General features: G+C 63.3%; 22 protein-coding genes and 3 pseudogenes. 14 read left to right on the top strand and 11 right to left on the bottom strand.

The genetic code is table 11. The features are described from left to right. Positions 1-7 precede the first annotated feature (7 nt). The 11 genes from virB9 to SO139_RS35055 form a co-directional block, all read right to left on the bottom strand. The gene (gene virB9 / locus SO139_RS35105) at positions 8-859 is read right to left on the bottom strand and encodes a P-type conjugative transfer protein VirB9 (RefSeq protein ID WP_498541454.1); all 852 of its coding nucleotides are present in this window, start codon (positions 857-859) and stop codon (positions 8-10) included. After that, positions 856-1,527: a VirB8 family type IV secretion system protein gene (locus SO139_RS35100; RefSeq protein WP_474801231.1), complete on the bottom strand. Its 672-nt coding sequence runs from the start codon at positions 1,525-1,527 to the stop codon at positions 856-858. The genes virB9 and SO139_RS35100 overlap by 4 nt, the downstream gene beginning before the upstream one ends. Position 1,528: 1 nt before the next feature. Continuing rightward, complete coding sequence (locus SO139_RS35095) at positions 1,529-1,855, bottom strand: type IV secretion pathway protein (protein ID WP_498541453.1); 327 nt, start codon at positions 1,853-1,855, stop codon at positions 1,529-1,531. Next, the gene (locus SO139_RS35090) at positions 1,852-2,838 is read right to left on the bottom strand and encodes a TrbL/VirB6 family protein (protein WP_474801229.1); all 987 of its coding nucleotides are present in this window, start codon (positions 2,836-2,838) and stop codon (positions 1,852-1,854) included. The genes SO139_RS35095 and SO139_RS35090 overlap by 4 nt, the downstream gene beginning before the upstream one ends. An 11-nt stretch (positions 2,839-2,849) precedes the next feature. Further along, positions 2,850-3,092 carry an EexN family lipoprotein gene (locus SO139_RS35085; RefSeq protein ID WP_474801227.1) on the bottom strand — a complete coding sequence of 81 codons (243 nt, stop codon included), beginning with the start codon at positions 3,090-3,092 and terminating at the stop codon, positions 2,850-2,852. Beyond that, positions 3,089-3,811: a P-type DNA transfer protein VirB5 gene (gene virB5, locus SO139_RS35080; RefSeq protein ID WP_474801225.1), complete on the bottom strand. Its 723-nt coding sequence runs from the start codon at positions 3,809-3,811 to the stop codon at positions 3,089-3,091. The genes SO139_RS35085 and virB5 overlap by 4 nt, the downstream gene beginning before the upstream one ends. Continuing rightward, a complete protein-coding gene (locus tag SO139_RS35075; RefSeq protein ID WP_474801223.1) occupies positions 3,808-6,174 on the bottom strand; it encodes a VirB4 family type IV secretion/conjugal transfer ATPase in 2,367 nt (788 codons plus the stop codon). Before SO139_RS35075 ends, virB5 begins: the two co-directional genes overlap by 4 nt. Next, positions 6,167-6,505, bottom strand: a complete 339-nt coding sequence (locus SO139_RS35070) for a VirB3 family type IV secretion system protein (protein WP_326905441.1) — start codon at positions 6,503-6,505, stop codon at positions 6,167-6,169. Before SO139_RS35070 ends, SO139_RS35075 begins: the two co-directional genes overlap by 8 nt. Beyond that, on the bottom strand, positions 6,505-6,801 hold the full coding sequence (locus SO139_RS35065; protein WP_474801220.1) for a TrbC/VirB2 family protein: 297 nt from the start codon (positions 6,799-6,801) through the stop codon (positions 6,505-6,507). The genes SO139_RS35070 and SO139_RS35065 overlap by 1 nt, the downstream gene beginning before the upstream one ends. Before the next feature lie 71 nt (positions 6,802-6,872). Then, the gene (locus tag SO139_RS35060; RefSeq protein ID WP_498541452.1) at positions 6,873-7,439 is read right to left on the bottom strand and encodes a lysozyme family protein; all 567 of its coding nucleotides are present in this window, start codon (positions 7,437-7,439) and stop codon (positions 6,873-6,875) included. A 45-nt stretch (positions 7,440-7,484) separates the two neighbouring features. After that, positions 7,485-8,120, bottom strand: coding sequence for an acyl-homoserine-lactone synthase (locus SO139_RS35055; RefSeq protein ID WP_474801216.1), 636 nt, complete (start codon positions 8,118-8,120; stop codon positions 7,485-7,487). A gap of 191 nt (positions 8,121-8,311) precedes the next feature. On the opposite strand from SO139_RS35055, the gene SO139_RS35050 reads away from it, so the two are divergent. From SO139_RS35050 to SO139_RS34985, 14 genes and pseudogenes are all read left to right on the top strand, one after another. Then, on the top strand, positions 8,312-9,040 hold the full coding sequence (locus SO139_RS35050) for an autoinducer binding domain-containing protein (protein WP_474801214.1): 729 nt from the start codon (positions 8,312-8,314) through the stop codon (positions 9,038-9,040). Between the two features lie 657 nt (positions 9,041-9,697). Beyond that, positions 9,698-9,874 carry a hypothetical protein gene (locus SO139_RS35045; protein ID WP_498541451.1) on the top strand — a complete coding sequence of 59 codons (177 nt, stop codon included), beginning with the start codon at positions 9,698-9,700 and terminating at the stop codon, positions 9,872-9,874. A 203-nt stretch (positions 9,875-10,077) separates the two neighbouring features. Next, positions 10,078-11,005: pseudogene (locus SO139_RS35040) on the top strand (DUF3991 and toprim domain-containing protein). A gap of 289 nt (positions 11,006-11,294) precedes the next feature. Continuing rightward, the gene (locus SO139_RS35035; protein ID WP_474801208.1) at positions 11,295-11,897 is read left to right on the top strand and encodes a DUF1419 domain-containing protein; all 603 of its coding nucleotides are present in this window, start codon (positions 11,295-11,297) and stop codon (positions 11,895-11,897) included. A gap of 11 nt (positions 11,898-11,908) precedes the next feature. Further along, a pseudogene (locus SO139_RS35030) lies at positions 11,909-12,040 on the top strand (DUF3085 domain-containing protein); the annotation flags it as partial. A 71-nt stretch (positions 12,041-12,111) separates the two neighbouring features. After that, positions 12,112-17,207: pseudogene (locus SO139_RS35025) on the top strand (helicase-like domain-containing protein). Positions 17,208-17,464: 257 nt separating this feature from the next. Further along, positions 17,465-19,141, top strand: coding sequence for a ParB/RepB/Spo0J family partition protein (locus SO139_RS35020; RefSeq protein WP_498541450.1), 1,677 nt, complete (start codon positions 17,465-17,467; stop codon positions 19,139-19,141). Between the two features lie 91 nt (positions 19,142-19,232). Next, positions 19,233-19,709 carry a UCP036055 family protein gene (locus SO139_RS35015; protein WP_498541449.1) on the top strand — a complete coding sequence of 159 codons (477 nt, stop codon included), beginning with the start codon at positions 19,233-19,235 and terminating at the stop codon, positions 19,707-19,709. After that, positions 19,706-20,554, top strand: a complete 849-nt coding sequence (locus SO139_RS35010) for a DUF7007 domain-containing protein (RefSeq protein WP_498541448.1) — start codon at positions 19,706-19,708, stop codon at positions 20,552-20,554. Before SO139_RS35015 ends, SO139_RS35010 begins: the two co-directional genes overlap by 4 nt. A gap of 3 nt (positions 20,555-20,557) precedes the next feature. Next, positions 20,558-20,761, top strand: coding sequence for a hypothetical protein (locus tag SO139_RS35005; protein ID WP_498541447.1), 204 nt, complete (start codon positions 20,558-20,560; stop codon positions 20,759-20,761). After that, positions 20,758-21,006 (top strand): hypothetical protein, encoded by a 249-nt coding sequence (locus tag SO139_RS35000; RefSeq protein WP_474801198.1) that lies wholly within the window; start codon positions 20,758-20,760, stop codon positions 21,004-21,006. The genes SO139_RS35005 and SO139_RS35000 overlap by 4 nt, the downstream gene beginning before the upstream one ends. Beyond that, the gene (locus tag SO139_RS34995; RefSeq protein WP_474801196.1) at positions 21,003-21,344 is read left to right on the top strand and encodes a hypothetical protein; all 342 of its coding nucleotides are present in this window, start codon (positions 21,003-21,005) and stop codon (positions 21,342-21,344) included. Before SO139_RS35000 ends, SO139_RS34995 begins: the two co-directional genes overlap by 4 nt. 379 nt (positions 21,345-21,723) lie before the next feature. After that, positions 21,724-22,311 carry a hypothetical protein gene (locus SO139_RS34990; RefSeq protein WP_498541446.1) on the top strand — a complete coding sequence of 196 codons (588 nt, stop codon included), beginning with the start codon at positions 21,724-21,726 and terminating at the stop codon, positions 22,309-22,311. Positions 22,312-22,597: 286 nt separating this feature from the next. Beyond that, positions 22,598-23,300 (top strand): ArdC family protein (locus SO139_RS34985; RefSeq protein WP_498541445.1); only part of this gene is annotated, 703 nt, incomplete at its 3' end.

The following is a 23,300-nucleotide window of genomic DNA, read 5'->3' as shown; positions in this document are numbered from 1 at the left end:
GGCTGGCCTATCGGGGCTTTGAGATTGGAGTTGTCTTCTTGGCACGCCGCTCGATCGACGGGCTCGTGGTGTTGGTGCCTGGATTGATTCCGACCGGGTCGAACGCTTCATTGAAGATGCAGAGCACAACGTTGCCCTTGCGCAGCCGAAATTCGCGGGCTGTTGCATGGACGACCACCAGTTCGCCACGGACGTCCTTGGGCACGAGACTTTCCGAGCCGTCTGAATTGATCAGGTAGATGGCGGGGACTTCGCGGTTGCCGGCAAAGCGAAATGTGGTCTCCTTGCCATCGTCGAAGACGGCTTCGGGCTCGAGATCGACGGACCCCTGTGCCGAGAAGCGCCAGTTTCGCGCACCATAGGCGTGGTGGAGGTCGAAAGTCTGATCGATCAGGGCCCCTTCCCGCTCAGCGCTCTGGGCGGCTGTTTCCGCGCGGCGTCGTTCAATTTCATCAGCAGGATAGGCGAACCGAACCACAAAGTAGCTGTCGGCCAGCGTGGTCTCGGCGATCGACAGCTCAAACTGATAGGAGCGCTTTCGTCCATCCGCGCGGGTGGTGACGACCTGCAGATTGGTGGGCGGATGCTTCTCGCGCGGCTTGAGGAACAGGATGGAGCCGGCCGGCGCAACTTCCCATGCAACTGAATCGCCGATCGCGACATGGGCGACCTCTTCGTCATCGCCGAACATGACCTGGGTCGAGGCGCGGATAACGCCGTTGACACGGACCACATTGGTGGGGTCGTAAGTGACGGTGCGCACCCGGGCGTCATGTTGGCCCGGTGACGGCTGTTGCAGCGCCAGGACCGGGCCTGCAAGTCCAAGTGACAAGACGATCGGAAAGATGAGACGTTTCATGGCACGACCTCCGGATCGGCGCGATATTCCGAAACCTGAAAGCCGAGGGGATTGACCAGGCGATCGGCGGAGGACATCGGCGCATTGGCATAGGAAAAGGTGAGCGTGGAGACCCAATGCGTGATGCGGGTCTCCTCACCTTTTCGGCTTTCCTTCATGAAACGAACGGAGGCCACATTGTCGGCCAGGAGCGAGATCGCTTTGATCCGGACCGTGGCGACCCCGAACCGACCCTGGACGACTTGCGGACTCTCCGGATTGGACCCTCGATACCAGGCCGCGAAACGCGCCTGCTCGCCTGACCCCGAAAGCAGGGAAATCGTGCGGAAGTTCGTTTCCGCCTCGGGATAGCTGTAACCCTCGCGCGCGCGGACATAGCGTCCGAGAAAGTATTTTGTCACCGCCTCATCATAGCGCGCCGGCGTTGCGGTCAGCGCCGAAACCGTGTCGACGATCCCGGTAGAATTATCCACACGTATGACGAAAGGCTCGACCGTCTTCAGTGGCGCCAGCGCTGCGACGGCTCCCACCGAGGCGATAGCCAATGCGCAAGCGGCTGCCGCGACGAACCATGCGGTTCGTCGCGAGCGGTGAGCCGACAGCAACAGATCCTGTTCCCATCGGCGCGCATTCTCGAAATATGTCTTTAGATCGTCGGAGCCGACCATCTCATGCCTCCTTGCCGCAAGCGTGGTAGGAGGCGGCGATGTCGACGTGGTTGCCGGTAGCGTGAAGCCGCGTAGACGGCGCTGAAGAACTGCCATCCCCCTTTCGGATGAGTGGGTCGGACGCGGCTGGTGGAGCTGCCTGTTCGGGGACCGCCAGCGGCGTTCCGCTCTCCCAGTCCCACAGCGAACGATTGAGGGGCCGGCGGACTGAGCCATCGCATGATGGTGGCGCCTTCGACCAGCTTGCGCAGCCGCCAAGCTGGCACGCGATGACGGAAACGATCAGCACCTTGGGCAGCGTGCGTGAGAATGCGCCCTTCCTGTTCATGTGGCCGAGCTCCCCTGCGATCGGGTACGACGGAGGCTGCCGCCCTGGCGGCCTGCTCGCACGGCAGCGAGGCCCCGGCTGGCTGACCAGCGGGCACCTGCATAAGCACCGCTGGCCGCGGCCGTGGCATTGGCGATCAGCGGGCTCGTCACCAAGCGGCTGGCGAGCGAAGCACCTCCACCGGCCAGCCCACCCGCGATGATCGGCAGCTGCAGCGATATGTAGCCGGACAATCCCAGCACCGCGCTGATCGCAACAGCAGCCACAACCATCTCGCCGGCTGTTCCCGCATTGTTGCCGAACCGGTCGATGAACCCGGTGACGGTCGTCAGCATGAGACCGACAAGGGCCACCACCAGGACCAACAGGATCACGAAATTTGCCACCTGCCGAAGCCAGGCTTCCGTGAAGGGCCTCGTTGCTTCAAAAAGCGCCATCGCTATGAAGACGGGGCCAAGCGCAATGACAACGCCAAGCCCAACCTTGGCATAAAGCAGGATCGCAAATTGCAGAAAGGAGCCGATCGCCACAAACACCAGAAGAATGGCCGCAACCAGCGCAGGTGCAATGTTAGTCAAGCCCGCCTGTTCGTATATTTTGTTGGCGACGTCGATCCCCTTGGAAAGCAGCTGATCGAATGGCGCCCCGGAATTGGTGTTCAGGCCGGAGCCCGCCAAGGCATTGCCGATCTCCTTCGGAAGGCTGTCGAAGAACAGAGCCGTGACGTATTGCTGGAAGGCGCTCGAATTGGTCGCGAGCAGGACCACAAGCACGATCCGCATGGCCCGCCAGGCGAACTCGATGATCGGCTCGGAGATCGATCCGCGCATGACGGCAAGGCCATAGAGAACGACATAGAGCGTCACGCCAACCCGCAGCGGACCGTCGATATATGACGCCAAATTCGAGACGGATGTCGACACAAAGGTCGTGATCGGTTGCTCGAACTCCCTTAAGAAACTGTCGAAGACATTTATGGCCATCGCGGCGGTCCTTACTTCAGAGCGTCTTTCATCTCTTGGATGGTGATCTTGTTGCGCGCTTCATTCGCGTTGACGCAGTTCGGGGTTTTTCCGAGATCGCCTGGATTGTCGCGGCAGGCCTTCAGCGTGACCGAAAGTTCATTCCGGTGATCCAGGAACCAGCCGACCGTCTTCGTTTCGGTCTTGGTGGTCTCGTCGCAGCCAGACAGAGCAACGGCGAGGGCGAATAGGAAGGGCGCAGGTGTCGTCTTCATTTCAGCGCAGCCTTGATTTCGTCGACAAGCTGTCGTTGCTTCTCGTGCTCGCGCTGTTGATCCATATCCGTGCGCGCCTGCTGGATCATGGCCAGCCCTTGCATCCGCAGCACGTCGTTCTGCAACAGCGCTTGTTCCGCCTGCAGACGCGCCGACAGGTCGAGGGTCTCTTTGACATCTGTTGCGGAGCTGATGCGCGTTCTGAGCTCCTCCAGCGCATCGATACGCTGGGACGCCGTGTCGTAGACGGCCTGGCCGAGCGAGTGCTTCGCCCCAGTCTGGCGGGCGATGCGGTCGAGCTCGCTTTGATAATAGGAGTTGCCGCTGTTGCCGGAATAGTAGCGGTTCTGCGACAGGTAATGGTCGATTGCGTCTGCGAAGTTACCGCTTCCCTGCCCCGAGGTCAGGCGCTCGATGTCCGAAAACTCTTGAGGCAGCACCTTGCGGAACTGGGGCGTGTTGAGGAGCGCTCCGATATCGTTGGCGTTCGTGAGTTTGTTGAAGCTGTCGTAAAGCTGCTTGGCCTGCTTGAGCTGGTCTTGGGCGACAGCGAGCTGCGACGTCAGGGTGTCAACCTGCTTCTTCATCTCCATCAATTGGTCGAGTTGGCGTGCAAAGACACTGGGGTCGAACACGATGTCGGCCGCAGCTGGCGAAGCTACCGCCGTCGCCAGGATGAAGAGCAGGACAGAGGCGGTTCGAGTGCGTTGACGAATCATTCGGCGGACTTTCGTTGTGCGTGGAACAGGGGCAGCCAGCGCGCCGGGTCATCGCCGGCTTCAGCGCGAATGCGGTCGAGCAATTCGACGGTCTCTGCGCGTCCCGACAGCACGGCCAGCGCATCGTCGAACCCCCGAAGATCAAGCTCGGCCACGACCGAGTTGTGCCCCTGCTTGACCAGAAACCGGTGGCTTTCGGGGGAGAGCTCTTCCTTGATCAAGCGAAACTCGGTGTCCGTCAGATGAAAGCCGTCGACATAGTCGGAGCGCGTGCCCCGCGCGTTGGGCAGGAAGATCTGAGTCGGGCACTGCTCGACGATGGTGTGCGCGATCGGGGACGCGAGCGCGTCGCGTGGCGATTGCGTGCCGAATACCATCAGCGCATTCTGCTTGCGGATGGTCTTGAGCTTGTTGTTGGCAAGATCCCGGAAGGCGTCGTCACCGAGCGCCTTCCAGAACTCGTCGATATCGATGATCAGCCGCCGGCCGTCGATCAGCTGCTCGATTCGGTGAAAGAGATACATCATGAGCGGCGTGCGGACGGTCGGATGCTCCAAGAGGCTTGTCATGTCAAAGCCAATGGACCGCGCGTCCAACTGGATCTCGTCGTGCTCGCTGTCGAGCACCCAGCCGAACGGTGCGCCCCGGCACCATTGCTCCAGCCGGGCGCCAATGCCCTCGCGATCCTGTTGGCCCAGAAACGTGCGCAGGGCTCCGAACGAACGTTCAGCCCGGCGCAGCTGACCCAGAGCGCGCAAGCCGGAGTCGATCCGCTCTCCTTCGGTCACGGAGAGTGGACGATTACCCGGCGTGACGAGTTGCCGAACGAGTTGGCCAAGAAAGGATAGGTTTGCCGGCGTGAGCTCCATTGCCTTGAGCGGAGCGCAGCCGGTCGGAGTTCCGTTTTGAAGGGTCAGATACGTTCCGCCGGCAGCCCGGACAAAAATCTCGGCCCCCCGATCCTTGTCGAAAAAGACGTAAGTTGCGCCGAGCCGTTCGGCTTGTGAGAGCAGGAAGTTCTGAACGACAGTCTTGCCCGATCCTGACGGCCCGCAGATGAATGTGTTGCCGAGGTCGCCGTGGTGAAACGAGAAATAGAATGGCGATCCCGAGGCGGTCTTGAGCATCGCAACCGCCGATCCCCAGTGATTGCCCAACGGCTTGCCGCTCGGATAGGTATGAAATGGACAAAACGCTGCGAAATTGCGCGAGCTGATGGCGCCAGAGCGCGCCCGGTACTTGAATAGGCCGGGAAGCTGCGCCCAGTGGGCCGCCTCGAGTCCCAGATCCTCGCGGGCGACAACGGCGCCTGCATCCGCCAGAGAGCGCCGGGCCACGCTCATCTGGTTCTGCAGCTGCGCAGGCGTGTCGGCATAGACCAGAAGCGACAAATGGTGGTCGCCGAGCACAAATCGATTGGACTCCAGGTCATCGAGGGCGTCCGAGAGTTCGTCGATCTGCGAGGCGGCCGGATCTTGCGCCGACACCAGCTGGTTCTGCTTCCGCGTCAAGACGGTCTTGGCGTCCGCCTTCGACAGGAACGCAAAGGACTGCGTGAGGATCAGTTCAAACGGGGCAGAAAGGAGCGGATTGAGCAAGCCTGGCCGTGTGGCGGCCGGATATTCCTTGAGTCCGAACATGCCCGCGAAGCGCGATCCGCCGGCGCCTCGGATCTCGAGGGATTCGCGGCCGAAGATGATGCGGTTTGAATAAAGCGCAGATCCGATTCGGCCCTGTGGCAGAGGCATCGGCATCCAATCGCTGGATGCGATGCCGTGGAGCAGCTCCATAGGCTCTGAGAAGACAATGCCGTCGCGCTCGATCAGTCCAGCCACACGACTGCCATAGCGCTCGAGCGCCGCGACGACATCGCGCGTCGCATCATTCAGTCGCTTCAGGGCATCATGATCGACTTCGGTGGCATCTCGGGTGGCTCGGCCGAGACGCTTAAAGAAATCGGCCGCAGCATCCGCTGTTCCCCGCCCGGGATGAAATACCAGCGTCAAGTAGAGATCGTTGCGGAACAGCGCTTCCGTCCGAAGCCGATCGCGGTATTCGGTATTAAGATCAGCCGCGAAGGGTGAGCGGAAGACACCTTCCGGGTAGATCGCCGTGCGCCGGCGCACCAGATGGGTCCACAGTGCCAACCGAGGATCGGCAATGTTGCGTAATGCCAGGTTCAGCTTGGTATGCAGGTCGTTGAGATCGGCTGTCTCGGCCGTCTCAAACGAGATGCCGTCGATCCGGATCACCGTGAGCAGCGCCCGGGTCGTGAGGCTGATGACGCTATCCGTCACATGGCGACCGAAGGGCAGATAAGTGCTGGGCTCGATCTCCCGGGCTTTCACGGCTGACTTACGCATAGCCGAGGTCCGTCGCCTGATGCCGGCGGATGAGCCTAAGCGGCGTGCAGGATGATCCGCCCCAGAGTTTAGAGTTCCGGGCGCGGCCGCGTGTCTCCAGCCAGGCAAGCAGAATTCTGAACATGTTGGGATCACGCTGGCAGATGACCCGGCAGAGCCCATGGATCGGGAGCGCGATCAGGGCGTAGACAATACTTCCCGCGGCGAGAAACAGGATGCAGGAAAACATGACGTTGAATGCCATCGCTTCCACGGTCACGCCGGCAATCATGGCGGGGCGCGTGCACGCGAGGAACAACGTGTCTTCCGTCAGACGCGTGGCCTCGATCATCAGCGACCACCGGTCAAGGTCGAGACCACCTCGGAGGCGCCGAAGGTGATGGCGACTCCGAGCACGACATAGGCGGCCTTACGCAGATCCAGATACCCGAACATCCAGGCGATGCCGACGATGATCACGGCCAACGTGGCCAGCAGGCGCGCAACGTTGCCCGTGAGCATGTTGACGATATTTTGCAACACGCCCTCAATGTTTGCCGTTTGCGCCATAGCGGGCTCAACGAGGGCGACACTGAGGACGACGGCGATGGTCAGCAGGGCACCGGAATCCTTAAGGCGAGAAATCATGACATGAGCTCCAATTGCAGGTTGTTGGAAAGGCTGGGGTGCGCGACGCCCGTTGCGGTGAAGTGACGCATTCAGCGCTTGTAGACGAGCGCTGACTCGCCGATCCCCGCGCGATAGACGTCCCAGCGTGGCGCGGTGCTGGGTCCTGCCGATGTGTCCATCGTCCCCGCGTCAGCGCCCGGAGGGGCAGTAATCGTGGCGGATGCAGCCGGCTTCGTAGGGGGCTTCGATGCGGTAGCAGCGGCTGTGAAGCTGGCTATGACGCTGGCAATTGCCTGGTCGTGATTGGTTTTCGTCGCCTGTGCGGTTCGCAGCCGGGCCTCGAACAATCTGCTCAAGGCGATGTGCTTGCACGCATCAAACGTCGTAGTGACCGTGAGGCCTGCTTCCCGCATGTCCCTAGCATCGAGTTGAGCGAGGCCGGTTCGGGTGGCTTGGCCGCTCGATAACGCCTCGGTCGCAAGTTCAATGGCCTCGCTGCGATCGGATGCCTGAATTGGGATCGGTTTGCGCTGGGCAATGGTGATGAGTAGCGGCTCAAAGGCGCTTGCTTGCTTTACGATTGCGGTCAACGGCTGAATGTAGGCCGCCGTTGGAGCGCACCGTTCGATCATTGCCGCGAAAGCTGTCGGATCCATTCTGGAACCTTTTGGCGAGTGTCAGAGAAAGTGGAGGGGCGACGGCTATGCTGCGAGCGCGATACTTGACGGCGTGATGATTGTGCGTTCGTGAATGTTCCCGGCTTCTTGAACCGCTCGGAGCGCACTTTCGGTGACGGGCAACAATCCGGCGACGGCCTTGGTGCTGCCGACTTGCCGAGGAGAGCCGATACGATCCAAGTGCCATCCAGCTCGCCGCAAGATGCGTTCCATGCGCAAGTCAGTGACGGTTACGATTGCTCGGAGATCATGTTGCTGGCCCCATTCGATCATGGCAGCGAAGAGCAGAAACGTTGCGTTCTTCAGCCCATTCGTGGTTGGACTTTCCAAGGTCTGGGTGTCGACGCAGAATCTTGAGCTTTCCCAGATCGTGGTACTGTTCGGAGCATCCCGGCCGTCCAGCAGAACCGGAAACGTGTTTGCCAGCATGTTGCGTCCGGTGGTCGGCAGGAGGCGGACACAACCGACAACACTTCGTTGATCGACGACCAATAGATATGTCGGTGCCAGAGTGTCGTATTGGTCGATCTCGAGTCCGTCGGTGATTGAGACGTCCCAATCCAAGCGCTCCCTGAAGACGCGCCGACGCAGACGGTGCATCCCCAACATCAAATCAGAATGATTCAAAAGTGCGGAACGCGAGAGCGAAAAGACCTTCATTGTGCTTCTCCAGACGCGAATCATTAAGCGTTGGAGCCAACAAAGCAGCGGCAATCACGATGTTGCTCTGTCAGATGTGACAGGGTCGTTTCAGAGTATGTCTCGCCCCAAAGCTGCCGCAACCTCTCAATACATCGCTACACGCAATGCGGGAATACCTCGTATGAATCGCGAAAAGCAACAGGGGTGCGATGAAAAAAAATGTCGAACGAGCCTACAGTGAGTTTTTGGAAGGTCTTCAAACAGCCATCACTGAAGACGACTTTAGACGCGTGGCGGAGCGAGCAGCGCACGCATGGGGATTCCGATGGTTTGCCTATTTTGGGCGCCAGGCTCATGGGTCGCATCTAATCTCGTCCTATCCGAAGCGATGGACCGACCATTATTTCCAAGAGGGCTACGATCAAATTGATCCCGTTCTTCAGAAGCCGCGGATCGTGGCTCCGATGGCTCTTTGGGACGGTCTCGATGCTCGAAGCGCAAAGTCACCAAGGGAGCGTCGGATGTTTGATGACGCGCTGAGCTTCAGAATTCGGACGGGCCTGACGATTCAGATACCGGCCGGGCAGAGCCAGTTCGCTGCGTTCACATTGGCTGTAGACGATCGCAGTCTTGGGCTCGACCGCTTCATTGAGACGTCGCAGGGTCTTCTGCAGATGGTGGCGATCAATTACCACGCCCATGTGAGGGCAAGGATTGATCTCGCTCACTTTAGCAGCCGGGAGGGAATTCCGCTAACGCACCGCGAGCGCCAATGTCTTGCGTGGACGTCCGACGGCAGGACGATGCAGGACATAGCGCAGCTGCTTGGCGTCTCGCCTCGCGGCGTGAAGTTTCATCTGGATAATGCCAGACGTAATCTTTCTGCCCTGACTCTTCCGCATGCCGTAGCGCTCGCCCTCCGGCAAGGGTTGCTCTGAATGTCGCAGGTCGAGCCGTTAGGCCGGCTTCGCGCGGTTCAATATCCCTGGTGTCCACTGGTTTTGAGGCCCTTTATCGGTTGAGGGGGCGAACAACGGGCTGACGACAGAGGGTGAGTGGCTAGATCAATTTAGGAAGCGTGAGGGCGTCGCCCTTGCGGGCCGGGCTGACGGCTTCGCTGAAGCCCGCGAGCGGTCTTCCCCCTTGCGGGCGTCCATCCCTGACGCAAGAGGTAGATCGCTACACGAAAAGCTGGCCGGGGCTGGTGCAGTTTCACGACGAGTTCACCCGCTTCTGTGATCTTGCAAGCCCGACCACGCGACCTCTACCGGCGCAACGAACAAGACTCCGTCGCAACTTGGCTGCCCCCGCCTCGCTGACAGATACCGGTCGTTCGATTGATAAAGACTACGTGCCGCGGAGCATCCCCGGGCGAAGCTATGACGTTCGGCATCTCGCTTCCGGAAGGAGGAACTCCCCGCTCTCGAATGGGCTTTCCTTGGTTCGGGTGAGGCCTTCTACGATCAACCCGCGAGGGGTTCGCTACGCAAGCGTGCGACCTCTTCGGCTTCGCTTGCGAGGTGACCGCGGCCGCTCCCGAACACATCGGCGCCTGTCGAGCGGGGATGGTCCCCGCCGCAAACGGGAGCCGCACAATGTCGCAGAATCTCACCCTCGCCCAGGATCACGCTTTCGATCTTGCCCGCACCCTGATGGTCCCAGTCGTTCTCTTCCAGGTCGACGCCGAATTCGGCGTCATGGTTTCAAGCGAATACGACGGCGAAGAGGATGCCATCGTGCACGAGTACGACCCTTGGTCCCCGGCTCATTGAGCCGAGTAACCGGTGTGCCGCTGGCGCCCTGCCGGCGGCAAGGGAGGCTCCGCCGCACACGGAATCCCATGTGCTGGACCGCCGTCAGTGCGCCCTTGCCTCCGGCAAGGCTTCGCGGCCGGCCGGCCTCAATCCGAGCTACGGGGATCAGAAGACAACTGAAGAAAGGGCCGGGTGACGCGTCGGGTGCGCTCGGAGGAAATATGGAAAAGAAGGACATTGAAGAGTTGCGCAGCAAGGTGGCTTGCGCCGCCGTGCTTGAGAACGATGGGTGGAAAATCGACTTGAAGGAAAGTACACGACGGGCGCTCAAATACCGGAGCGGTGCCGACATCATCATTGTCATCCACGAAGGACGCGGTTGGTTCGATCCGTTGTCGCCTGCCAAGGGGGATGTCTTCGATCTCGCAAAGCACCTTGGCGCGAACGGATTCCCTGAAGCCTGCGATCGCGTCGCTGCGCTTGTCGGCTTCGTTGTGACCGCGCCGGTCTGGAAGCGAGCACTCAAACCGGCGGCAACAGCATCCATCGTCAGCCGATGGGCCCGCCGGCGACCGCCAAGGCCTGGCTCGGCGACCTGGAACTATCTCTCCGAACGGCGCTGCATTCCCGACACCATTATCGCCGCCGCGGTTGCTCAAGGTCGGCTGCGGGAGGGCCCGCAAGGTAGCATGTGGGCGGCACATGATGATCTTGCCGGCCACATCATTTGTTGGGAAGAGCGTGGTCCGCACTGGCGCGCTTTCGCCACCGCCGGGACCAAAGAACTCCTTTCGTTTCGGGCCGACGGGCGCTGAGCGGATTTGCATCACCGAAGCTGCGATCGATGCCATGAGCCTGGCTGCGATCGAAGTGCAGCGCTCCCACACGCTGTACGTCAGCACCGGTGGTGGCTGGTCGGCGGCCACGGAGCAAGCCATCCGCCGTTTGGCTGAGCGCGCGAACGTTCGGCTTGTGGCTGCGACCGACAACAATCGGCAAGGTGACGTCTACGCCGAGCGTATTCTCAGAATTGCCGGCGAAACTGGCATTGAATGTACGCGATCACGACCGCAAGCCATTGACTGGAACGAAGATCTAAGAGGTCTGCTTGGCGGACCGGTTGAGGAGCTGTTCGCCGCCAATCAATGATCACCATGATGTCCGGGAGAAGTCGGTCACCGGGGGTGTCCTGCGAGGCTGAGCAAGCGGATGAGATTCCGAGCGGAATAGACAGGAAGAGCGCGAAAGGAAAACGGGAAATGAGGAATGACGTGCCGCATGCCCGGCCGGCGCGTCAAGGGAGGCTTCGCCCGCTACGCGGCCCTTGACCCTCCGGACCGGAGAGGCGGCCGCGAAGAAGGAGTCAAGAGCTGAAGAAGATGGCGAACCGAAGGGGTGAGCCGCGCTTCAGTCCGACGAGGCTGAAAGGAGCCCTCCCATGATCCCCTCTCCAACCCGCAAGGTCTATCAAGGCATCGCCGACCGCCGGCAGATGTTCCGGATGTTCGATCGCCATTCACAGAGGCCGAACCGCCCCGAAGTCGATGCGACCGCGCTCTATTCGGGCGAATGGTTTGAGATTGGCCAAATCGAATACGACTACATGCTCGAGATCCTGCCGCCACTTTGGATGCGCAGTGGGATGTTCGCGATGCGCGAATTCCTCACGGGCAGCGTCACCAGCGTCTTCTTCGCGTTGACGATCGGCCGTTGCGTCCGTCACTTCCACGGCTATTGCAATCTCTCGGAGCGCTCTTCCCCCGACCGGATGCGCACTGCGATCCTCGAACGAGAATCGCGGCCTGTGACGGCGATGACGCGCGAAGAGCGGCTTGAGCACATCTGGTCGAGTACGCACGACGATTACCGCGGCTACGCCGGCGAGCGATGGGCCCATCATCAATGTGGCAAGCGCACAGTGCTGCTCTACGGTGGTCAGCGCGGCACCTTGCTGAAGCTGCTCGACGAGCTCACCGAGGCGGAGATTTCAGCGAAGCTGCCGGTGCACCTGCGCTACCTTCCCGACGCGATCGCGGCGTAAGGGAGAGCGCAATGTTCACATTCCCCATCCCCGCCGTCCGCAGGGTTATCGAACGCGGAAAGTCCGACGCCGCCGCCAACGGCGGGTTCCGCAATCCCTATTACGGCCAAAAACCGGGTAAGGGCGAGAAGCCCGGGCTCTGGCGACCACCCGCACCCGCCGAGGCAGCTTGGCGGGACGACGGCACGTGCCCTCATCTCAAGGACAATTTTCAATGGCTCAAGACGATCCCTTCACCCTCGACCTCTTCAACAGTTCCGCCCTTTCCTCTGGCCTCGGCGTCACCGCCTTCGCCGGCGGCATCACCGACGACCCGGACGACGGCGAGGATCCTGATCCGTCGACGCCGGCCCCATCGCTTCCGGTCGCGGCGGTCACACGCTCTGCTTCATCCGCTCCGCGAGAGCGCGAGACGAACTTCCATCTCGCGGGTGAGCGCGCCCTGGCCAAGGGATGGAAGGACCGCGCCCGCGACAACATCGTGGCGATCCGGCTCGCCGCGGCGATCCATGCCGACGGACGTGCAGCGACTCTCGAAGAGCAGGAGCAACTGATCCGCTTCATCGGATTCGGAGCCTCCGATCTTGCCAACTTCGTATTCCGGCGCCCGGGCGAGGCGGAATTCCGCAAGGGCTGGGAGGCGATCGGAGCGGAGCTGGAGGATGCCGTCGGCGATCTCGACCACGCCTCGCTCGCGCGCTGCACCCAGTATGCGCACTTCACGCCTGAGTTCATCGTCCGCGCGATCTGGGCAAGCCTGCGTCGCCTCGGCTGGCGCGGCGGCCGCGTGCTCGAGCCCGGCATCGGCAACGGGCTGTTTCCCGCGCTGATGCCGGAAGGACTTCGGGAGGTCTCGCACGTCACCGGTATCGAGCTGGATCCCGTTACGGCGCGCATCGCGCGCCTGTTGCAGCCGCGGGCGCGGATCGTGACCGGAGACTTCGCGCGCACCGAATTGCCTGGGAATTTCGATCTCGCCATCGGGAATCCGCCGTTCTCTGACCGCACCGTGCGTTCCGACCGCGCATATCGGTCTATGGGGCTGCGGTTGCACGATTATTTCATCGCGCGTGCGATCGACCTCCTAAAACCGGGGGCGCTGGCCGCCTTCGTCACGAGCTCGGGCACGCTGGACAAGACCGACGCGTCGGCGCGCGAGCATATCGCGAAGTCGGCCGACCTGATCGCGGCGATCCGGCTGCCCGAAGGGAGTTTTCGCGCCAGCTCCGGTACCGACGTCGTCGTCGACATCCTGTTCTTCCGCAAGCGCAAGATCGGCGACCCGGAAGGCAATCTGTCGTGGCTCGATGTCGACGAGGTGCGGCCGGCAACAGAAGACGAAGGCGCGATCCGCGTGAACCTTTGGTTTGCGAAGCACCCGGCGTTTGTGCTCGGCACGCACACCCTCGCCTCCGGTCCCTTCGGCGAGGTCTATACATGCCTGCCGCACGAGGACGAGGATCTCGAAGCGAGGCTCGCTGCCGCAGTCGGTCTCCTTCCCGTAGACCGCTACGACGGCGAGCCCGATGTGATCGAGCCCGATCTGGAGGATGCGGATGATCAGAGCGTGCTAGATCTGCCGACTGATCGGCATGTGCGCGAAGGCAGCTATTTCTTCGACAAGGCCCACGGCCTGATGCAAGTCCTCGACGGCGTGCCTATCGCCGTGAAGGCCCGTAAGGGGCGCATGGCCGAGGGCATTCCCGAGAAGCATGTTCGCGTCATTCGGAAGTTGATCCCGGTCCGCGATGCAGTCCGTGAGGTGTTGAAAGCGCAGGAGCTCGACCAGCCGTGGAAAGACGCGCAGGTCAGGCTGCGCATCGCCTGGTCGAACTTCGTCCGCGACTTCGGCCCCATCAACTTCACGACCGTCTCCATGACGGAAGACGAAGAGACCAGCGAGGTGCGCGAGACGCATCGCCGGCCGAACATCCAGCCCTTCCTCGATGACCCCGACTGCTGGCTCGTCGCCTCGATCGAGGACTACGACCTCGAGACCAACACCGCGAAGCCCGGTCCGATCTTCACCGAGCGGGTGATCGCGCCGCCGGCTCCGCCCGTCATCGGCAGCGCGGCCGATGCGCTGGCCGTCGTGCTCAACGAGCGCGGACACGTCGACATCGACCACGTCGCCGAGCTGCTGCACTGCGAATGCGACGACGTCGTCGCCGAACTCGGCAGCGCGGTCTTCCGCGATCCTGCGGACGGCTCGTGGCAGACAGCCGACTCCTACCTCTCCGGTCCCGTCCGTGACAAGCTGAGGGCTGCGGAGGCCGCGGCTGCGCTCGATGCGTCCTACGAACGCAATGTCAAGGCGCTGCAAGCCGTGCAGCCCGCCGACCTCAAGCCGTCCGATATCACTGCGCGTCTCGGCGCACCCTGGATTCCGGCCACCGACATCGTCGCCTTCGTCAAGGAGACGATGGACGCCGAGATCAGGATCCACCACATGCCGGAATTGGCGTCGTGGACCGTGGAAGCCCGGCAGCTCGGATGGATGGCGGCCGGTACGTCGGAATGGGGCACGGACCGCCGGCACGCAGGCGAGTTGCTCGCCGATGCACTGAACAGCCGGGTGCCGCAGATCTTCGACACAATCAAGGACGGCGACAGCGAGCGGCGCGTGCTCAACGTCGTCGACACGGAAGCAGCAAAGACCAAGCTGCAGAAGATCAAGGATGCCTTCCAGCGCTGGATCTGGTCCGACCCCGATCGCACCGACCGGCTGGCGCGCGTCTACAACGACCGCTTCAACAACATCGCGCCCAGTGCGTTCGACGGCTCGCACCTGAAGTTACCCGGCGCCTCTGGCGCCTTTGTACTATATGGGCACCAGAAGCGCGGCATTTGGCGCATCATCGCCGCGGGCTCGACCTATCTCGCCCACGCCGTCGGCGCCGGCAAGACTATGACGATGGCCGCCGCAGTCATGGAGCAGCGCAGGCTCGGCCTCGTCGCCAAGGCGATGCTCGTCGTGCCCGGCCACTGCCTGGCGCAGGCGGCCCGCGAGTTCCTTGCACTCTACCCGAACGCGCGCATCCTGGTCGCCGACGAAACCAACTTCACCAAGGACAAGCGGTACCGCTTCCTGTCGCGCGCCGCGACAGCGACCTGGGACGCGATTATCATCACCCATTCGGCGTTCCGCTTCATCAGCGTGCCCTCGGCCTTCGAGCAGCAGATGATCCAGGGCGAACTCGAGCTCTACGAGCAGCTCCTGATGAAGGGGACAGCGACGACCGCGTCTCGCGCAAGCGCCTCGAGCGCTTGAAGGAGGGCTTGCAGGAACGGCTAGAATCGCTGGCAACCCGCAAGGACGACCTTCTGACCATCTCCGAGATCGGCGTCGACCAGATCATCGTCGACGAGGCGCAAGAGTTCAGGAAGCTCTCCTTCGCCACCAATATGTCGACGCTGAAGGGCGTCGACCCCAACGGTTCGCAGCGCGCCTGGGACCTCTACGTCAAGTCGCGCTTCATCGAGACGAAGAACCCGGGTCGTGCGATGGTGCTCGCTTCCGGTACGCCGATCACCAACACGCTCGGCGAGATGTTTTCGGTGCTGCGCTATCTCGGACATGCCGCGCTATCGGAGCGCGGGCTGCATGAGTTCGACGCCTGGGCGAGCACGTTCGGCGATGTTACGACCGAACTCGAGCTCCAGCCCTCGGGCAAATACAAGCCGGTCACGCGGTTCGCCACCTTCGTCAACGTGCCGGAGCTGATCGCCATGTTCCGCTCCTTCGCGGACGTGGTGATGCCTGAGGACCTGCGCCAGTACGTGAAAGTGCCAGCCATATCGACCGGAAAACGGCAGATCCTGACCGCGAAGCCGTCGCCAGCGTTCAAGCGCTACCAGACCCTGCTCGGTGAGCGCATCAAGGCGATTGAGGAGCGCGACCGCGCACCGGAGCCCGGCGACGACATCCTGCTGTCGGTCATTACCGACGGCCGCCACGCGGCCATCGACCTGCGCCTGGTGGACCCGGACAACGACAATGAAGCCAACAACAAGCTGAACCTGCTGGTCGGCAACGCCTTCCGCATCTGGAGCGAGACGGCCGCGAACAACTACGTGCGCACGGACGGAAAACACTTCGAGTTGCCCGGCGCGGCGCAGATGATCTTCTCCGACCTCGGCACGATCAGCGTCGAGAAGAGCCGCGGCTTCTCCGCCTATCGCTGGATCCGCGATGAGCTCGTCCGCATGGGCGTGCCGACTTGCGAAATCGCCTTCATGCAAGACTACAAGAAGTCCGAGGCGAAGCAGCGGCTGTTCGGCGATGTGCGCGCCGGCAAGGTCCGCTTCCTGATCGGCTCCTCCGACACGATGGGCACCGGCGTCAACGCCCAGCTTCGCTTGAAGGCTCTGCACCACCTCGATGTGCCCTGGCTGCCCTCGCAGATCGAGCAGCGCGAGGGCCGCATCGTGCGGCAGGGTAACCAGCATGACGAGGTCGATATCTTCGCCTACGCGACCGAAGGCAGCCTCGATGCGCAGATGTGGCAGAACAACGAGCGCAAGGCCCGCTTTGTCGCCGCCGCGCTCTCCGGCGACACTTCGATCCGCCGGCTTGAGGACATGGGTGAAAGCCAGGCCAACCAGTTCGCCATGGCGAAGGCGATTGCCTCGGGCGACCCGCGCCTGATGCAGAAGGCTGGCCTCGAGGCCGACATCGCGCGGCTCGAACGTCTGCGGGCCGCGCACATCGACGACCAGCATGCGGTGCGGCGCCAGATGCGCGATGCCGAGCGCGACATTCAGCTCTCAGCCCGCCGGATCAGCGAGATCGGGCAGGACATCGAGCGCCTCACACCGACCGCTGGCGGTGCGTTCAGCATGTCCGTGACTGGAGCGCCGTATATGGAACGCAAGCTCGCTGGACGCGCATTGATGAAGGAAATCCTGACGCTGGTCCAGCTTCAGCAGGAAGGCGAGACCGTTATCGCTTCGATCGGCGGGTTCGACGTTGCGTACAGCGGAGAGCGCGTCGGCCGCGACGGCTATCGCTACACCACGATGCTCCTGCTAACCGGTGCTGGGTACGAGACCGAGTTGCCGATGACCGTGACGCCGCTCGGTGCGGTCGCCCGCCTCGAGCACGCGCTGAGCGACTTCGAGGGTGAGCGGGAGCGCTACCGCCAGCGTTTGGCGGATGCCCGCCGACGGCTTGCCTCCTACCAGTCCCGCGACGGCGGGGACTTCGCCTTCACCGGCGAGCTTTCCGAAAAGCGCCAGCAGCTCGCTGAGGTGGATACAGCCTTGGCGGAGGACGGCGATAGCGCTGGCCAGCTGGCTGCGGCCGCCTGAATGAAAGAAAGGGAAGAGAGGAAGGGAATAGGCCCGTTCGCAGATCGAGCGGGCCGCCGACGCTCGCGCTCAACCGCCGCCTGCGCGATCCGGGCCGGTCATCCTGCGCAGGGCTTCGGCCCTGCTGGTGCTGCCGGGCAGGGATGCTCGGCCGCGGTTGCGCCGGCCCGCCCCGCTCCGCGGGCCGGGGGATGTCTTCGGGAAGAAGACGAGAGAGGGCCGGCAGCGCCGGTCCGCAACCCCCAAGGAGCGTTCCCATGCAACTCATCAAGGTCGACCCGCGCGCGCTAAAGGAGAATCCGGACCGCATGCGCCAGACCAAGTCGACGCCGCAAGCCGACGCGCTGCTGCTCGCCACGATCAAGGCCGTCGGCATCGTGCAGCCGCCCGTTATCACGCCGGAAATCGGCGGCGGAAACGGCTACTTGATCAATGCAGGCCACCGTCGTGTGAAGCAGGCGATTGCCGCCGGCCTCGAAGAGATCGACGTGTTGGTCGACGAGGCAGCGAACGACAACGGCGCCATGCGCTCGATGGTCGAGAACATCGCCCGTGAGGCGCTGAATCCGGTCGACCAGTGGCGCGCAATCGAGCGTCTGGTCGCGCTCGCCTGGACAGAGGAGGCAATCGGCGTCGCGCTCGCGCTGCCGGTGCGTCAAATCAGGAAACTTCGTTTGCTGGCCAACGTGCTGCCAGCGATGCTCGATCACATGGCCAAGGGCGATATGCCCGACGAGCGCCAGCTCCGGACGATAGCTGCCGCATCGCTCGACGAGCAGAAGGAGGTCTGGAAGAAGCACAAGCCGTCGAAGGCCGATCCGCAGGTCTCGTGGTGGAGTGTCGCTCAAGCGTTGCAGAAGACCCGGATGTTTGCTCGGCACGCCAGCTTCGGCGACGACCTGGCGCAGGCTTATGGCATTCATTGGGTTGAAGATCTCTTCGCGCCCGCCGACGAGGACAGCCGTTACACGACGGACGTCGAGGCTTTCCTCGGCGCGCAGCAGGAGTGGATGACGGCCAATCTGCCGAAGAAAGGCATCATTGCTGAGACCACCAACTACGGCGAGGTGAAGCTGCCGCCGAAGGCCGAGCGCGTCCACGGCAAGCCGGTGAAGTCCGACTGCACGGCGATGTATCTTGACCGCGATGGCCGCGTGCAGACGGTGCACTACCGCATGCCTGCGCCGAAGAAGCCGAAGGGCAAGGGCACGACTAGTTCGGACAACGCTCCGGACGACGTCGGCGAGATCTCCAGGCCCCGTCCTGACGTGACGCGCAAGGGCGTCGAGATGATCGGCGACTATCGCACCGACGCGCTGCGCGAGGCGCTTGGCCGCGCGCCGATCGAGGACGACACGCTGATGGCGCTTCTGGTCCTCGCCTTCGCGGGCCAGAACGTCTCCGTGACGACGGGAGCCGGTGGAACCTATTACGGCCACAGCCGCTTGGCGAAGAACGTAGCGGTGCTGTTCGACGCTGATGGCAAGCTCGCGTTCGACATGGATACGCTTCGTGTCGCGGCGCGCAACATGCTGGTCGATGTCTTCTCTTGCCGGGAGAACGGCACCAATAGCGGCATCGTCGCCCGGATCGCCGGCGCAGTGGTAGGCGCGGATGGCTTCCTTCCGCACATGGGCACGGAGGACTTCCTCTCCTGCCTGTCGCGCCCTGCCCTCGAGGCATCGTGTAAGGACACCCCTGTCCTGCCGCGCCAGCGCGTGAAGGACACGCGTGCCGCGCTCGTCGAGCACTTCAAGGAGGGACACTTCGTCCATTCCTCCGCGCGCTTCGCGCCGGATGCCACGAAGCTTTCGCAATGGTTGTCGTCGAGCGCGACGACGGCAGATGACGACGGGGCCGAAGAGGAGACAGCCGGCATCGGCGATGAGCTCTCTGACGAAGTAGCCGAGGCATTCAGGGAGGCGGCCGAATAGCTCGACGCGTCTTTTCCTCCGAACGGTCCACCGCCGCCGGTCACCCCGGCGGCGGTTTCGTTTTCACGCATGCTCACACAAGGAGGACATGATGTCCGCGCACACCATCATCGACGACGCACCGATCGGCTCGATCGTCGCCTGGTCCGACGGAACGCCGCAGCCACCGGCGCGCTTCAGGAAGAAGCTCGCCGCGTGGCAGACCAACAACAGCAGAGGTCGCCTCATCCGCAAACAGGGTGGACGGGACGTCGGGAATGTCTCGCTATCGGCCTGTTTCACTCTGCATGAGGCCGACTACGGTGCCGGCGGCGTCATTGCCGTGCGCGTCCATCGGACATTCTCGCTGGAGTCGAAGCTCCACTTTGCCATCGTCGAACGTCCGGCGATCGGCTCGATCCGGGTGTTCGATCGCGCCAGCGAAGACGCCGAGCTTGTCTATCTCGCGACCAACGAGCCCGATGCGAAGGAGTGGCTGACACGCCATGGCTATCCCCACGCCGTGCTGGAGCAAGTAACGGCCGACGAGGTCGGCGCCGATATCATCGAGGGGAGGACCGCGGCATGAACGCGTCATTTCCTGCTTCCGACGACGTCGCGTTTGGTCGCAGCGCTGACGGCCTTCTTGCCGCGCTTGTCGGCGAGATGGCTTTCGCCATGGTTCCGGCCGGCGATGGCCGGCATTTTCTCGCGACTGGCTGGCGCATCAACCGCCCGATGGGCGAATGGACGCGCGGCGACTTCTACGGACATTCCGGCGAGCTCGCCGATGAGGCGGCGTTTCGCAACGGCGTCTTCGAAAACGCCGAGCATCAACGCGAGCGCAGGCTTCTTGGCCGGATCGAGCAATATTCGCGCGCCCACACGCCTTGGGGCGTCTCGCAGGGCTCGACCGTCTACGCGGAGGGCGTCGCGTCGCACTCCACGGCTGGCCACGGCGGTTTCAAGCTCTCGGCTGAGCGAAACCGCATCGTCCACCACATGCTGCGCTCAAAGTGTGGATGGTACGAGGAAGACGCCGAATGGGCGATTGTCGCGATCACCTTCCCGGATCTCTTTACGGCGTTCGAACGTCGTTGCGCCGGGATGACGATCAAGGACAGCTGGCCGGACGCCTGGGAGGCGATCTCCGGCACAATCCTGCAGCCGGGCGAATCCCGCGAGAAGGGTCGCCGCGGCTTCGAGCAGGCGCATGCGCGGGACTGGATCGTGGTGTCGTCGATCACATCCAAACACGCGAGCGGCTTCGTCGAAACCGTCGCCACGCTCGGCGGGAAACGCGGGCCTGGAACTGAGGAACGCCGCTTCCTCGTTCCCTCCAACGAGTACCACGTCGGCGGCTTCGGCTTCGTAATCGACGAGGCACGCCACCAGCTCTACGGCGGCCCCTCCGACTTCGTCGGATGGAGGTGACCCATGCCCTGGCGCCTCATTGCCAAAGCCTTCGGCTGGCGCACGGCCACTGACGAAGACGGCGAAACGCCGGTCCTGGTCGTCTGGCATCCGCTGCTCAGACGGCATTTTACCGGCGTCGATGCCTGGAAACACGCCGCGCGTCTCTCTGTGCACGCGCCGCGCCAAGTCCCGACCGGTGCCGACAGACAGGAGGTCCAGTCATGAAAGCGCGTCTATCCGCCCTGAACCTTCTGGTGCATGCGCACAACAACCCAGAGAGCGCCGTCGCCGACGCTCTCGACGGGATACTTAACCCAGGCACGCGCAAGCACGCCGGAGCCAATTTTGCGCTCGTCGACTGGATGACTGCCGGCGACGACCTTTCCTCCATAATCGCATTCTCTCTTCCGCACGACGACACGCCAGACAAGTCCGCCCTGCCCTTGTGGCCTCTCGGGACGGTGCGATGATCGAGCCCCTGGATCGACGCCTTCTGCTCGCGCGCATGGAGATCGCGCAAGCCGAGACGCAGCGCCATCTGGGCATCATCGAGCGCCAGATCGCGGCACGTGCCGAGCGGATGACGATCACCGATCGGGCGAAACGCCGGCCGCAGGGCCGAAGCGCCTCGAGCTGGACGAACGCGGATGAGCGGCTGTTTCAGCAGCACGTCGCGGAGCTCGCTCTGGCCCACCGCGGCGAGATCGACGCTCTCACGCGAAAGCTCGATCGGCAGGAAACGGCGATCGCAGAGTTTCGAGCCCGCGGTCGCGCCTCCCACCGAGGCGGTGAAAGATCGGGGGCGTGACGAATCCGCGCGCGCGAGCGGAGTACGCGAAAGATCGTTTGGGGACGTGGAGTGAGGAGCGGATTGGCCCCAACCTCGCGCGGTTTCGGAGGGCACTGCCCGTTGGCCGTCACTCCCTCGGTTTGTGCTGCGGTCTGAACCGTCCGCGGTCCGCTTCAAGGGCAAGTCGCTAAGCGATCGGCAACCGCAGTCTCGCAATGGGGGCCGCGTCCTTCGCAGGCCTAAAGGCCCGCTCGGCCTTTGGCCCGCCCATGCTCGCCCTGGCAGCCGCCGCCCCCTGAAGCAGCCCGCTGGGGCCGGTTCTGGTCGACCGCACCCGAGGGAGCAACGGCCAAGAGCCCGACCGCTTCCTAAGGTGAAACCGAGAAAGGATCTCATCATGACCAAGACCGCCCGCCCCTCTCGCGCCAGTGCCCCTGTCATTCCGCTCCGCCGCGGCGCGACGCTCGAAATGGTTCGTCTCGCCTGCCCCGACTCCGCGCAGACGTCGCGGATCTCCGAGAGCTTCGGCCTTGCGGTCCTCGACAGCGACGGCATCCGTGATCTGCACGAGCGGCTCGTCATCGAGACCGCCGATGCCCTCAGGGACGGCCTTAGCGAGCGTGCGATGGAAATCCACCTTCAGCGCATCGTCGGCGCCTACGTTGGTTCGGCCCACGGGGCCGGCCAGTTCTACTCCCGCGCCGTGACCGAGGCGCGCGAAGCCACCGCCAAGCTTGCCAACGACGTACGCGACGAGGACCTCGACGGCCCCGTCGGCTTCGACAGCCAAGCGCAGCGCAAGCGCGAGTTCGCGGCCGACATGGGACTCCAGGCGCATGCGCTCCGCATGGCGGCCGAGGGCGCCGTCGCCGCCTATGAGCAGGTCATTGGTGAGGCCTGGAAGCCTTTCGAGCGACAGGTCGAGCACGCCGGCGAAACCGTCACCAAGAAGGCCGCCGCGACCCAGATGGCGGCTTTCGAATAGACATCAAGGCGGGGCTTCGGTCCCGCCTTTCACATGTCGTCGCTGTGCGGGCTGGTCGCGAGACCGGCCCTTTTTCGTGTTGCCGGCAAGCCAACGAGAAAAGCGGCGCGTGGCGCCAGCGCGGCCCCTCCCGGTCGGTGGTCCATGCGGCGGATACGGCGCCCGCGCAACGGCTGCGCCGTCCTCCGCTGCGCTGCGGCCCGGTCGGGTGCGCGAGCGCCTGATGCCGCCGCGGCTGACCCCGTGAGGGGCCGCGGCAAGCGCGGCCTCCGAGACGGAGGTTGAAATGAGCAGGAACGAAGGAAAGCCGCGCGCCGACATCTACGCGGGCATCACCAATCGCATCGTCGCGGACCTGGAGCGCGGCGTGCGGCCGTGGGTCAGGCCATGGAATACGGTCAGCGCAGCTGGGCGCATCACGCGGCCGCTGCGCCACAACGGGATGCCCTACCAGGGCATCAACGTCGTGCTGCTGTGGTCGGAAGCCCTGTCGCGCGGCTTCACCTCGCCGATGTGGATGACATTCAAGCAATCTCTCGAACTCGGCGGCCACGTCCGCAAGGGTGAGAGCGGAACGATGGTTGTCTACGCTAACAAGATCACCAAGACCGAGACGGACGACAAGGGCGATGACGTCGAGCGGACCGTGCCGTTCCTGCGGGCCTACACCGTGTTCTGCGTCGACCAGATCGAGGGCCTGCCCGACCACTACTACGCGCGCCCTGTTCCGAGCACGCCGCCGGCGCAGCGCATCGCGCACGCGGACGCGTTCTTCGCCAACACCGGCGCGAGCATCCGGCACGGCGGCGACAAGGCGTTCTTCGCGCCATCGCGCGACCTCATCCAGATGCCGCCGTTCGAGACTTTCCGCGACGCCGAGAGCTATGCGGCCACGCTCGCGCATGAGTGCGTGCATTATGCCGTAAGCGGGATTATGCCGCATGGCCGAGTTTTGCGGCTGCCACATCCGCTTTCGGCCATGCGGCAGT

It is taken from the genome of Bradyrhizobium sp. UFLA05-89 (genome assembly GCF_059803475.1).
The sequence above is the reverse complement of the archived record's forward strand: the minus strand, read 5'-3'. Positions and strand labels throughout refer to the sequence as shown.